Source organism: Burkholderia cepacia, assembly GCF_001039005.1.
GTDB lineage: Bacteria > Pseudomonadota > Gammaproteobacteria > Burkholderiales > Burkholderiaceae > Burkholderia > Burkholderia theae.
In genome coordinates, this window is record NZ_LDWR01000028.1 from 1 (window position 1) to 12379 (window position 12379).

Here is a 12379-nt window from a genome sequence, read left to right on the forward strand (position 1 = left end):
GCGCGGCCGATACGATCACTACATCCGTCATGTTCAATTCCTGCATCGAAATCAGTTCGTCGTTCTGACGCCGGCAAGGGCCGGCTGCAACTGGCGATCGCACACCGCCGCGCCGCGAGCCACGCGCGGTCGCGCCGGCGGCACACCGGCACGGGCCGCCCGGGCACCGGCGCGTTGCGGCAAACCGGAGGGTCGCCGGACACCGCGTGGCACACACGGCGTCCGGCGCCATCCGGCACCGTTCAATCGTGCCGCGCATTCGCGCGGCACGCCCTCACGTCGTTACGCGGCCGATTCGCGCGCGGCCGCTGCATCCTTGCGTGCGGCGGCAGCCGTCTGCTTGCCGCCACGCGTGGCCGTTTCGCTGACCGCATCGAAGCCGCTCTGCGCGGCTTCGATCGCCTGCCCCGTCGCTGCGCGCACGGAGTCGGCCGCGGCGGTCGCCGCGGACAGCGCCGAATTCAGCGCGGCCACCACGGACTCCGAGCCGGCCGGCGCATGCTTCGACAGCTCGCCGATCACGTCCTTCAGGCGCTTGTCGTTCTGTTCGTATTGCGCCTGCGCGACCTTCGCCCATTCGGATTGCGTCGACACGGCGATGTCGAACAGATGGCGGCCGTACGACACGACCTTGCCTGCCGCTTCCTGCGGCGCGGCCACTTGCTGCGCGAAGCCCACGGCCGGATTGCTGCTGTTGAATGCGTTCTTCAGCTTGTCCTCGTACTCCGCGAGCGCCGTCCGGGCCGCTTGCAGGTTGAGTTCGACGACAGCCTCGAAACCGTGGATCGCCGGACGGGCGATCGCAAACCACGCGGCGATTCCGGATTGATAATCGGCGGTCAGTTTTTCGGGGACAAATACGGACATCGGGCACGCTCCTGTTAGCAATGCGAGAGACGACGTAAAGAAAAATGGAAGCCAGATCGACAACCGCTTCCTTATTGGCAACCCGTCACCCATTTGGATGCGGGAAGTTGAAGGAGGCCATTCTAGATCGATTAATTGTCAATTAAATGGCATTAATACTAGGTGTAAACCCTTATTTTCCCGTCGAGCGGCCGCTGAAGCCCGCGGCGCGTCGACATCGCAGATGGGAACCCCACAGCATCTTGCCCTGGAACGATTTTTACCTTTTTACAGCATAGCGCACCATGACTTTTCGCAACATTTACCCATGCATTATTCCGGCTATTAGAAAACAGGTGCGCATTGAAAATGAAGCGGTCGCTTATGTAATCGTTTTTGCAAATTTATTCTGAAATCGTTTACGGGATTATTAATGACAAAATCAATGATCGGATGAATTGCGGGGCGCAATGAAAAAGCGGCCGTATGAAACGGCCGCGGTCGGCACCAACATAGGGGGGATCAGCCGGCCAGTTCGCGATGCAGCGCGCGGAATTCCTGCGCGAGCTTGTGCCCGGGCTCGAGGTGGATCACCGGCTTGGACTGCTGATGCGACTCGCGGATCTTCACCGACGCGGACAACCTCGACGCCAGCACCGGCAGCCCTTCGTCTACAAGCTCGTCGACCAGCTGTTGCGGCAGGCTCGCGCGCGGCTGGAACTGGTTGATGACGATCCCCTCCACCTCGAGTGCCGCGTTGTGGTCCTGCTGGATTTCCTTCACGTTCTCGAGCAGCGTGTACAGCGCGCGGCGCGAGAAGTCGTCGCAGTCGAACGGGATCAGGCAGCGCTCGACCGCGATCAGCGCCGAGCGCGTATAGAAATTCAGCGCGGGCGGCGTGTCGATGTACACGGCGTCGTAGGTGTCGAGCTCGTTCAGCGCGTCGCGCAGCTTGTAGATCTTGTAGCGCGATTCGAGCTTGCCGTGCAGCGTGTCGAGATCCGGATGCGCCGGCATCACATCGAGCCCTTCGAACGGGGTCGGATGGATGAACGATGCGACGTCGACCGGACGGAAGTTGAAGGTCAGCGCGGTTTCGAAGAAACCGGCGACGCCCGGTTGCGCGTCGGCCGCGGCGTCGCCGAGCAGATAGCGCGTGGAGTTCGCCTGCGCATCGAGGTCGATGACGAGCGTGCGCAACCCTTCGCTCGCGCTGATCGCCGCCAGGTTGCAGACGATCGTCGATTTGCCCACGCCGCCCTTCTGGTTGAATACGACCCGCCGCATGGTGTCCCCTCGATCGAAACGTCGAAAAAACCAGCTTAGCCGGTCAATCATGGCGCCCGCGTGACGCAGGTCGAATTACGCGCGACTTGTGTGCGGCGCGCATCAGGTGCGCGGCAGCGTTCCCGATACATACCGGTTGCCGGGCACGCTCCACCGCCACGGGAAATCCGTGCCGACGCGAATGCCGATGCGCGGCCCGCCCGCCAGATCCGTGGGCGGCGCCATGCCGTCGTCCACGATCGCGAACCCTTCGTGCGCGCCGACCAGGTCGACGCCGTCCTGGGCGCCGCCGATCCCCATTGCCTGGGTCAGCCGGGCCGGCCCGCGGCACAGGTCGCGATCGCGCGTCTGCGGCGGCCGTGCCGTGCGCATGTGAGCGAGCCCCTGCAGCGGTTCCAGCGCACGGATCAGCACGCCCGTTCCCGTGCCATCCGGTCCGCACACGCAGTTGCAGCACCAGTGCATGCCGTACGTGAAATAGACGTACAGGTGCCCCGGCGGCCCGAACATCGTCGCATTGCGCGGCGTCTTGCCGCGATAGGTATGCGCCGCCGGGTCGATCGCACCGGCATAGGCTTCCACTTCGACGATGCGGCCGGCCCGGCCGTCCGCTGCCGCGAGGATCTTGTTGAGCAGTTGCGGGGCGACGTCGGTGGCCATGCGGTCGAAGAACGCGCGCGGCAATACGGTGCCCGGCCACACGCGCGCAGTTTTATTGCCCCGCATCCTGCCCCTCCGGTTGGCGCCCGGAAACGGTCTGCGCCTGCAGATGGAGCTGACGGTACGCGTCGACCAGATCATCGAGGCCGAACGCAAGATTTCTCCCGCTGGGATTGGGCAGCACCCACACGCTCGCGCGCTGCATGCGGGCCGGCTGCAATCCCCACGCGACTTCGCGCTGACCGGAAAGCGCCGAATACGCCGCCTTGCCGAGAAACGCGACGAAGCGCGGCCCATAACGCGCCACCTTCTGCTCGAACGCCGCGGCCGCGGCGATGAATTCCGCGCGCGAAAGCTGATCGGCGCTCGCCGTCGGCCGCTTCACCACCGCCGTCAAGCCGCAGCCGTACTGGAGTATCGCGTGATCCTCCTGCGGCGAAATTTCCATCGGCGTGAAGCCGGCGAGATGGATCACGCGCCAGAAGCGGTTGCTTCTCCCAGCGAAGTGATGCCCTGTCGCGGCCGCGGTCAGGCCGGGATTGATCCCGCAGAACAGCACGTCGAGATGCGGAGCGATGAGGTCGGGAAGTTCGTCAGCCACGTGTCGCCTGGTGTGCAAGGTTCATCGACGTAAACGCAGAAAGGCCCGAAGACCCGGCCAAGCGCCTGGCTTGACTCGGACATTCGGGCCCATCGTGCTGCAGGATGCCGACTTGCCGATCAGAACGGAATATCGTCGTCCATCTCGTCGAAGCCGCCACCTGCCGGTGCGCTCGGACGGCTCTGCGCGCCGCCGCCAGCACCGCCACGCGCCGCGCCGCCGGCACGACCGCCGCCGCCACCGCCGCGTTCCATCTGCTCGCCGCGACCGCCGCCGCCGCCACCACCGTAGCCGCCGCCGTAACCGCCTTCGTCACCACCACCGCCGCCACCGCCCGCACCGCCACGGCCGCCGAGCATCTGCATCTGGTCCGCGACGATTTCGGTCGAGTAACGATCCTGACCGTCCTGACCCTGCCACTTGCGCGTGCGGATGCGGCCTTCGATATAGACCGACGAACCCTTCTTCAGGTATTCGCTGACGATTTCCGCCAGACGGCCGAAGAACGCGACGCGATGCCACTCGGTCATTTCCTTGAAATCGCCGCTTGCCTTGTCCTTGTAGCGGTCGGTCGTCGCGAGACGAATGTTCGCAACCGCGTCGCCGCTCGGCAGGTAACGGACTTCAGGATCGGCGCCGAGATTGCCGACGAGGATGACCTTGTTGACGGATGCCATGTGTTTCTCCAGTAAATTCGATGCCGGGCCGCCCGCGCGTGCGTCGGAGCAGCCCGCCGGACAAGCCGGCGACGCCGCCGGTGCCTGCCCGACAATAGGTTCAGGCCTTGCGCGGCGGCGCTTTCATGCTGGCCGCGATTATAAGCCACGCTGCAACGAGCCCAGAACACGCGTAGAACACCGTGTTCGCACCGCCGTGCTTCAGCAGCCAGCCGCCCGCGATGCCGCCGAGCGCGAGCCCGATCGACTGCGTGGTGTTGTAGACGCCCGTGGCCGCGCCCTTGCGCGAACCCGGCGCGAGCTTCGACACGAGCGACGGCTGCGACGCTTCCAGGATGTTGAACCCCAGGAAGTACACGAACAGGATCGCCGCCACAATCATGATGGTATGCGGCGCGCTGCCCAGCAGCAATTGGCCGATCAGGATAGCCAGAATGCCGCCCAGCAGCACCGGCTTCATCTTGCCCCGTTTCTCCGCGACGATGATCGCCGGGACCATCATCACGAACGCGAGCCCCATCACCGGCAGGTAGACCTTCCAGTGCGCGGCGACCGGCAGCCCGCCGTCGACGAGCAGGCGCGGCACCACGAGGAACAGCGCCGTCTGCGTCGCGTGCAGCACCAGCACGCCGAAGTTCAGGCGCAGCAGCTCGACGTTGTGCAGCACCTCGGCGAACGGCGCGGGCACGTGCACGGGCTTGGCCGCGTCGGGCACGATCCACAGCACGACGCCGATCGCGAGGATCGACAGCACGCCGACGATCGCGAACAGCCCGCTCATCCCGACCCAGTGGAACACGATCGGCGCGCCGACGATCGCAACCGCGAACGACACGCCGATCGACCCGCCGACCATCGCCATCGCCTTCGTGCGGTTCTGCTCGGAGGTCAGGTCGGCGATGAACGCCAGCACCGCGGACGACACGGCACCCATCCCCTGGATCACGCGACCGACGATGATCCACGTGATGTCGTGCGCGGACGCGGCGACGAAGCTGCCGAGCGCGAAGATCACGAGGCCCGTGGCGATCACCGGCTTGCGGCCGAACTTGTCGGACGCCCAGCCGTAGAAGATGTAGAACAGCGACTGCGTGACGCCGTAGGCCCCGAGCGCGATACCGACGAGCAGCACGTTGTCGCCGCCCGGAATGGTTTTCGCGTAGACCGAGAATACCGGCATGATCATGAACAGGCCGAGCATGCGCAGCGCGAAGATCGCCGCGAGCGACGTGGTCGCGCGCAATTCGGGCGCAGTCATGCGGGAAGACGTGGCAGACGGATTGGACATCGGGAATGAATTTCGAATGATCGGAATGTCCGCCCGACACCGGGCGGCGGAAGATCAGGACCAGCGGCCCGGGAGGCCTGACGGGCGACACGTCGGGGCAGGATGCCGGCGGCCTGCGGGCCGCCCTGAACCGCGCGGCGCGACCGCTTTCCCCGGCGCAGGCGCCGCCTTGCTGCCACCTGCTGTAAAGGCTGGGGGCCCCAAACGACGGTCTCGAAAAGCCGTTATAGTAGCAGGTTTGGTTCCCTCCATTTTCGCCAGGTTCATGGAACAGATCCGTATCCGTGGGGCACGTACCCACAACCTGAAAAACGTCAATCTCGACCTGCCGCGCCACAAGCTGATCGTGATTACCGGGTTGTCCGGGTCGGGCAAGTCGTCGCTCGCGTTCGACACCCTTTATGCCGAGGGCCAGCGCCGCTACGTCGAAAGCCTGTCCGCGTATGCCCGCCAGTTCCTGCAGTTGATGGAGAAACCCGACGTCGACCTGATCGAGGGTCTGTCGCCCGCGATCTCGATCGAGCAGAAGGCGACGTCCCACAACCCGCGTTCGACCGTCGGCACGGTCACCGAAATCCACGACTACCTGCGACTTTTGTACGCACGTGTCGGCACGCCGTACTGCCCCGATCACGAGATCCCGCTCGAGGCGCAGAGCGTGTCGCAGATGGTCGACGCGGCGCTCGCGCTGCCCGAGGAAACCAAGCTGATGATCCTCGCGCCCGTCGTCGCGAACCGCAAGGGCGAGCACGCCGAGCTGTTCGAGGACATGCAGGCGCAGGGCTTCGTGCGTTTTCGCGTGCGCTCGGGCGGCGGCACCGCGAACGAAGGCGTCGCGAAGATCTACGAGGTCGAGTCGCTGCCGAAGCTCAAGAAGAACGACAAGCACACGATCGACGTCGTCGTCGATCGTCTGAAGGTCCGCCCGGACATGAAGCAGCGCCTCGCCGAATCGTTCGAGACGGCGCTGCGCCTCGCCGACGGCCGCGCGATCGCGCTCGAGATGGACACCGACCACGAGCACCTGTTCAGCTCGAAGTTCGCGTGCCCGATCTGCTCGTACTCGCTGCAGGAGCTCGAGCCGCGCCTGTTCTCGTTCAACAACCCGATGGGCGCGTGCCCGGAATGCGACGGCCTCGGCCAGATCACGTTCTTCGACCCGAAGCGGGTCGTCGCGCACCCGTCGCTGTCGCTCGCCGCGGGCGCCGTGAAGGGCTGGGACCGCCGCAACCAGTTCTACTTCCAGATGCTGCAGAGCCTCGCGGCGTTCTACGAATTCGACATCGACGCCGCCTTCGAGGATCTCCCGGAAAAAATCCGGAAGGTGCTGCTGTTCGGCTCGGGCAAGCAGACGATCCCGTTCTCGTACATCAACGAGCGCGGCCGCACGACGATCCGCGAGCACGTGTTCGAAGGGATCATCCCGAACCTCGAACGCCGCTACCGCGAGACCGATTCGGTCGCGGTCCGCGAAGAACTGTCGAAATACCAGAACAACCAGCCGTGCCCGTCGTGCGAAGGCACGCGCCTGCGCCGCGAGGCGCGCCACGTGCGGATCGGCACGGGCGACTACGCGCGCGGCATCTATGAAATCAGCGGCTGGCCGCTGCGCGACGCGCTCGGCTACTTCGACGGCCTGACGCTCGAAGGCGCGAAGCGCGAGATCGCCGACAAGGTGATCAAGGAAATCGTCGCGCGCCTGACGTTCCTGAACAACGTCGGCCTCGACTACCTGTCGCTCGAGCGCAGCGCCGAAACGCTGTCGGGCGGCGAAGCGCAGCGCATCCGGCTCGCGTCGCAGATCGGCTCGGGCCTGACGGGCGTGATGTACGTGCTCGACGAGCCGTCGATCGGCCTGCACCAGCGCGACAACGACCGCCTGATCTCGACGCTCAAGCACCTGCGCGACCTCGGCAACTCGGTGATCGTCGTCGAGCACGACGAGGACATGATCCGCACGGCCGACTACGTCGTCGACATGGGCCCCGGCGCGGGCGAACACGGCGGCGTGGTGGTGGCCGAAGGCACGCCGAAGCAGGTGCAGTCGAACCCGCAGTCGCTGACGGGCCAGTACCTGCTCGGCAAGCGCACGATCGAATATCCGGACGAGCGGCTCGCGCCCGATCCCGAGCGGATGCTGCGCATCGTCGACGCGTACGGCAACAACCTGAAGCACGTCGATCTCGAACTGCCGGTCGGCCTGCTGACCTGCATCACCGGCGTATCGGGTTCCGGCAAGTCGACGCTGATCAACGACACGCTGTATCACGCGGTCGCGCGCCACCTGTACGGTTCGTCGGCCGAGCCGGCGCCGCACGAGGCGATCGAGGGCCTCGAGCACTTCGACAAGGTGATCAACGTCGACCAGTCGCCGATCGGCCGCACGCCGCGCTCGAACCCGGCCACGTATACCGGCCTGTTCACGCCGATCCGCGAGCTGTTCTCGGGCGTGCCGACCTCGAAGGAACGCGGCTACGATCCGGGCCGCTTCTCGTTCAACGTGAAGGGCGGCCGCTGCGAATCGTGCCAGGGCGACGGCGTGCTGAAGGTCGAGATGCACTTCCTGCCGGACGTCTACGTGCCGTGCGACGTGTGCCACGGCAAGCGCTACAACCGCGAAACGCTCGAAGTGCAGTACAAGGGCAAGAACATCAGCGAAGTGCTCGACATGACGGTCGAGCATGCGTACGAGTTCTTCAGCGCGGTGCCGGTCATCGCGCGCAAGCTGAAGACGCTGCTCGACGTCGGCCTCGGCTACATCCGCCTCGGCCAGTCGGCCACGACGCTGTCGGGCGGCGAGGCGCAGCGCGTGAAGCTGTCGCTCGAACTCTCCAAGCGCGACACGGGCCGCACGCTGTACATCCTCGACGAGCCGACCACCGGCCTGCACTTCCACGACATCGCGCTGCTGCTCGAGGTGATCCACCGGCTGCGCGACCAGGGCAACACGGTCGTGATCATCGAGCACAACCTCGACGTGATCAAGACGGCCGACTGGGTGATCGACCTCGGCCCCGAAGGCGGCGCCGGCGGTGGCCAGATCATCGCGCAGGGCACGCCCGAGCAGGTCGCGAAGACCAAGGCGAGCTTCACCGGCAAGTACCTCGCGCCGCTGCTCAAGCGTCCGACCCGCAAGGCCGCGGTCGGCTGACGCGCGTTGCCCCCTTCCCGCGCGCGGCCGCCCGGCCGCGCGCGTCCTTGCGCGCCGCGCCGCCCGCCTCCCCTCGTTTTCCCTTCTGCGTTTACACCATGCGCCAAACGGCCCGGTTGCGGACCATAATGGCGGCTATACTTTACGGTCGTAAGGTTCGCCGTACGCACCAATCCGGTGCAATCCCGGGCGAGCACCGCTCTGCCACGCATTCCGCGGCATGACACACGAACGACAGGAATCCACGATGGAGAAGCAACCAGACTCGTCGCGCGATGCGCAGAACCGCGAGCCGCACCTGCGCAGCGTGCGGCTGACGAGCGACTTCAGCCTGCCGAATCTGTCGGCACTCGAAATCGGCAGCTATCTCTTCACGATCCTTGCAATGTGGCTCGTGATCGAGCTCAAGCTGCTCGGCGGGCTGCTGGCCGGCCTGCTCGTCTATCAGCTCATCCACACGATCGCGCCCGTGATCGAACGCCACACCACGAGCATGCGCGCGCGTTGGGTCGCCGTCGTGCTGCTGTCGATCGTGATCGTCGGCGGGCTCACGGGCCTGACGATCGGCATCATCGAACACTTCGAGCGCACGGTGCCGAACCTGCAGAGCCTCCTCGACCAGCTGATGCAGATCGTCGAGCAAACCCGCGCACGCACCCCTGCCTGGATCGCGAACCTGCTGCCCGTCGACGTCGAACAGATGAAGACCAAGGCCGCCGTGCTGATGCACTCGCACATGGACCAGCTCCAGCAGAGCGGCAAGAGCGTCGCGCGCGGCTTCGGCCACGTGCTGTTCGGGATGATCATCGGCGCGATGATCGCGATCGGCGTCGAGCACGGCAAGGTGCGCCGGCCGCTGTCGACCGCGCTCGTCACGCGCGTGTCGCGCTTCTCCGACGCGTTCCGCCGCATCGTGTTCGCGCAGATCAAGATCTCGGCGATCAACGCGGTGTTCACCGGCATCTACCTGCTCGTCGCGCTGCCGCTCTTCCACGAACGGCTGCCGCTGTCGAAAACGCTCGTGCTCGTCACGTTCATCGTCGGCCTGCTGCCCGTGATCGGCAACCTGATCTCGAACACGCTGATCGTCGCCGTGTCGCTGTCGGTCAGCATGGGCACCGCGATCGCGTCGCTCGCGTTCCTCGTGGTCATCCACAAGCTCGAATATTTCCTGAACGCGAAGATCATCGGCGGCCAGATCGAGTCGCGCGCGTGGGAGCTGCTGCTCGCGATGCTGATCATGGAAGCCGCGTTCGGGCTGCCGGGCGTGATCGCCGCGCCGATATTCTATGCGTACCTGAAGCGCGAGCTGTACCTGCTGCGGCTGATCTGAAGCCCGCACATCAGACGATAAAAAACGCCGCGCCCCGTGAAGGGCGCGGCGTTTTCATTTGTGCCGGCTGGCCGATCAGCGGAACACGACCGTCTTCGTCCCGTTCAGCACAACCCGGTGCTCGACGTGCCACTTCACCGCGCGCGCGAGCGTCACGCACTCGACGTCGCGGCCGATCGCGGTCAGCTGGTCGGGCGTCATGCTGTGGTCGACGCGCTCGACTTCCTGCTCGATGATCGGGCCTTCGTCGAGATCGGTCGTCACGTAGTGCGCGGTCGCGCCGATCAGCTTCACACCGCGGTCGAACGCCTGGTAATACGGCTTCGCGCCCTTGAAGCTCGGCAGGAACGAATGGTGGATGTTGATCGCGCGCCCGGCGAGCTGCTGGCACATGTTCGGCGACAGGATCTGCATGTAGCGCGCGAGCACGACGAGATCGGCCTGGTGCTCGTCGATCACTTCCAGCACACGCGCTTCCTGCGCGGCCTTCGCGGCATCGGACGAACCGCCGATCAGCGGGAAGTGATGGAACGGGATGTTGTAACTCGCGGCGAGCTGGTAGAACTCCTTGTGGTTCGACACGATCGCCGGGATCTCGATCGGCAGCTGGCCGGTGCGATAGCGGAACAGCAGGTCGTTCAGGCAATGGCCGATCTTCGACACCATGATCACGACGCGCGGCTTCACGGCCGCGTCGTGCAGCTCCCAGCGCATCGAGAACCGCTCCGCGAGCGGCGCGAATTCCTTGCGAAGCGTGTCGAGCGCCGACGCGGCATCCGCGCCGCCGCCGTCCTGCTCGAAGTGCACGCGCATGAAGAATTCGCTGGTGCGGCTGTCGCCGAACTGCGCCGAATCGAGGATGTTGTTGCTGCGCTCGAACAGGAAGCCCGAGACCGCGTGGACGATGCCGTGCCGGTCGGGGCACGACAGTTTCAAGATAAAGCTGTGATCGGTCGGCATGACCGCTACTCCCTTCGTTTCCGTATTCGTCAAATTGCCCGTTCGCGCCGCCGGACCGCCAGTCGCGGCGCGCGTCACGCGGCCGGCGCGAACAGCGCGTTGATGCCCGCCGCGTCGGCCGCCGCGAGCCAGCGATGGCGCAGCAGCGTATCGAGCGTCGCGAGGCTCGCATCCATCGTCGCGCGGCCTTCGCGCAACCAGCCGATCACCTCGGGCACGCCGGCCAGCAGGTGCTCGGCCACTTCGCCGTCCTGGTTGCGCGGCGCGAAGTCGTGCGGCAGTGGCAGGTCGTACACGAAGATCAGTTCGGACTGCGTGCCTTCCGGCAGCGAGCACAGCACCTGCACCGCGCGGCCCGCGATCGCGCGCAACGCCAGTTCGGCCGGAATACCGGCTTCCTCCCAGCACTCCTTCGCGAGCGTCTCGTGAACGCTCAAGCCCCAGCCGATGCCGCCCGCGACGACGTTGTCGAGCATGCCGGGATCGGTTGCCTTGGTCGCGCTGCGGCGGCCGAGCCACATCTGCGGCACGGTCGCGGCGGACGGCTCGCCCGACGCAACCGCATATTCTACGATGCCGTTCAGATGCACCGCATAGGTCTGCGTGCCGAAAAAGCGCGACGCGGCGCGCTCGATGTACGCGAGCGGCGGATCGTCGAAGCGGTTGCGGATCGCGTAGATCTCGTCGCGCCAGCCGGGAATCGCGCCTTCGGCCGCGAGCGCGCCGATCGCGCTCGCCAGCGCCATGCTGCGCGCGTCGACCGAGTCGTAGCGCGCCGACAGCACGACGCGCTCGCCGGTCAGCTCGAACACGTCGGGCCAGCGGGCCAACTTCGCGACGTCCTGGCGGCGCACCCAGCCAACCGCCTGGCCGGCGATCTCGAAACGCAGGTGCGCGGCCGGATCGAAGCGCCGCGCGGCCGCGATGCACGGAAACGTCATCGCCGTCAGTCCTTCAGCGCGACGCGGATGCCGAGCGCGATGAAGGTCGCGCCGGCCAGCCGGTCAAGCCACACGCCGGCCTTCGGGCGGCGCTTCAGCCAGGCGCCGATCGCACCCGCGCCGACGCCGAACAGCGAAAAGATCGCGGCCGTCTGCAGCATGAACAGCGCGCCGAGCTCGAACATCTGCAGCGTCACGCCCTGCACGCCGTGCGGATCGACGAACTGCGGCAGGAACACGACGAAGAACAGCGTGACCTTCGGGTTCATCAGGTTGCCGATCACGCTCTGCCGGAAGATCGTGCCGAGCGGCTGCGGCGGGCGCTCATGCGCATTCGCGAGGCCCTGGCTGCGCAGCGCCTTGATGCCGATCCACACGAGATACGCGGCGCCCGCGAGCTTCAGGATCTCGAACGCGACCGGCGACGAACGCAGCAACGCCGCGACGCCGAGCGCCGCGAGCGTCGTGTGGAACAGGATCCCGGCGCTGAAGCCGAGCGCGGCGACGAAGCCGGCCGCGCGGCCCTGCGAGATGCCGCGTGCGAGCACCTGCAGGTTGTCCGGACCCGGCGCGAACGTGATCGCGATCGACGTGGCGAGAAACAACATGAAGTTGGGCATCGTGACCTCGCGGGT

At 66.0% G+C, this 12379-nt stretch carries 11 protein-coding genes; 2 read left to right on the forward strand and 9 right to left on the reverse strand.

What is annotated here, in order from left to right; genetic code table 11:
* Positions 1 to 282: 282 nt before the first annotated feature.
* The 6 genes from phaP to VL15_RS16800 all read right to left on the reverse strand — a co-directional run bounded on the left by phaP (position 283) and on the right by VL15_RS16800 (position 5359).
* A complete protein-coding gene (gene phaP / locus VL15_RS16775; RefSeq protein ID WP_048246935.1) occupies positions 283 to 867 on the reverse strand; it encodes a TIGR01841 family phasin in 585 nt (194 codons plus the stop codon).
* Between the two features lie 501 nt (positions 868 to 1368).
* A complete protein-coding gene (locus VL15_RS16780; protein ID WP_048246937.1) occupies positions 1369 to 2133 on the reverse strand; it encodes a ParA family protein in 765 nt (254 codons plus the stop codon).
* A gap of 102 nt (positions 2134 to 2235) precedes the next feature.
* On the reverse strand, positions 2236 to 2859 hold the full coding sequence (locus VL15_RS16785; RefSeq protein ID WP_048246939.1) for a DNA-3-methyladenine glycosylase: 624 nt from the start codon (positions 2857 to 2859) through the stop codon (positions 2236 to 2238).
* Positions 2846 to 3394, reverse strand: coding sequence for a G/U mismatch-specific DNA glycosylase (gene mug / locus VL15_RS16790; RefSeq protein ID WP_048246940.1), 549 nt, complete (start codon positions 3392 to 3394; stop codon positions 2846 to 2848). Before mug ends, VL15_RS16785 begins: the two co-directional genes overlap by 14 nt.
* A 119-nt stretch (positions 3395 to 3513) precedes the next feature.
* Positions 3514 to 4071, reverse strand: a complete 558-nt coding sequence (locus VL15_RS16795) for a single-stranded DNA-binding protein (protein ID WP_021162583.1) — start codon at positions 4069 to 4071, stop codon at positions 3514 to 3516.
* A gap of 100 nt (positions 4072 to 4171) precedes the next feature.
* A complete protein-coding gene (locus tag VL15_RS16800; protein WP_048246943.1) occupies positions 4172 to 5359 on the reverse strand; it encodes an MFS transporter in 1188 nt (395 codons plus the stop codon).
* 265 nt (positions 5360 to 5624) lie between these two features.
* On the opposite strand from VL15_RS16800, the gene uvrA reads away from it, so the two are divergent.
* Both uvrA and VL15_RS16810 read left to right on the forward strand, forming a co-directional pair.
* Positions 5625 to 8510 carry an excinuclease ABC subunit UvrA gene (gene uvrA, locus VL15_RS16805; protein ID WP_048246945.1) on the forward strand — a complete coding sequence of 962 codons (2886 nt, stop codon included), beginning with the start codon at positions 5625 to 5627 and terminating at the stop codon, positions 8508 to 8510.
* A gap of 247 nt (positions 8511 to 8757) precedes the next feature.
* Complete coding sequence (locus tag VL15_RS16810; protein WP_048246947.1) at positions 8758 to 9843, forward strand: AI-2E family transporter; 1086 nt, start codon at positions 8758 to 8760, stop codon at positions 9841 to 9843.
* Between the two features lie 75 nt (positions 9844 to 9918).
* On the opposite strand, the gene purU is transcribed toward VL15_RS16810, so the two are convergent.
* The 3 genes from purU to VL15_RS16825 all read right to left on the reverse strand — a co-directional run bounded on the left by purU (position 9919) and on the right by VL15_RS16825 (position 12364).
* The gene (gene purU / locus VL15_RS16815; protein WP_048246948.1) at positions 9919 to 10803 is read right to left on the reverse strand and encodes a formyltetrahydrofolate deformylase; all 885 of its coding nucleotides are present in this window, start codon (positions 10801 to 10803) and stop codon (positions 9919 to 9921) included.
* A gap of 74 nt (positions 10804 to 10877) precedes the next feature.
* A complete protein-coding gene (locus VL15_RS16820) occupies positions 10878 to 11744 on the reverse strand; it encodes an NUDIX hydrolase (protein WP_048246951.1) in 867 nt (288 codons plus the stop codon).
* A 5-nt stretch (positions 11745 to 11749) separates the two neighbouring features.
* On the reverse strand, positions 11750 to 12364 hold the full coding sequence (locus VL15_RS16825; protein ID WP_048246952.1) for a LysE family translocator: 615 nt from the start codon (positions 12362 to 12364) through the stop codon (positions 11750 to 11752).
* Positions 12365 to 12379 lie beyond the last annotated feature (15 nt).

Excerpts from the sequence above, each read along its gene's own strand:
- phaP (WP_048246935.1), bottom strand. The coding sequence starts at position 867 with ATGTCCGTATTTGTCCCCGAAAAACTGACCGCCGATTATCAATCCGGA.
- VL15_RS16800 (WP_048246943.1), bottom strand. The coding sequence starts at position 5,359 with ATGTCCAATCCGTCTGCCACGTCTTCCCGCATGACTGCGCCCGAATTG.
- VL15_RS16820 (WP_048246951.1), bottom strand. The coding sequence starts at position 11,744 with ATGACGTTTCCGTGCATCGCGGCCGCGCGGCGCTTCGATCCGGCCGCG.
- purU (WP_048246948.1), bottom strand. The coding sequence starts at position 10,803 with ATGCCGACCGATCACAGCTTTATCTTGAAACTGTCGTGCCCCGACCGG.
- VL15_RS16795 (WP_021162583.1), bottom strand. The coding sequence starts at position 4,071 with ATGGCATCCGTCAACAAGGTCATCCTCGTCGGCAATCTCGGCGCCGAT.
- uvrA (WP_048246945.1), top strand. The coding sequence starts at position 5,625 with ATGGAACAGATCCGTATCCGTGGGGCACGTACCCACAACCTGAAAAAC.
- VL15_RS16785 (WP_048246939.1), bottom strand. The coding sequence starts at position 2,859 with ATGCGGGGCAATAAAACTGCGCGCGTGTGGCCGGGCACCGTATTGCCG.
- VL15_RS16825 (WP_048246952.1), bottom strand. The coding sequence starts at position 12,364 with ATGCCCAACTTCATGTTGTTTCTCGCCACGTCGATCGCGATCACGTTC.
- VL15_RS16810 (WP_048246947.1), top strand. The coding sequence starts at position 8,758 with ATGGAGAAGCAACCAGACTCGTCGCGCGATGCGCAGAACCGCGAGCCG.
- VL15_RS16780 (WP_048246937.1), bottom strand. The coding sequence starts at position 2,133 with ATGCGGCGGGTCGTATTCAACCAGAAGGGCGGCGTGGGCAAATCGACG.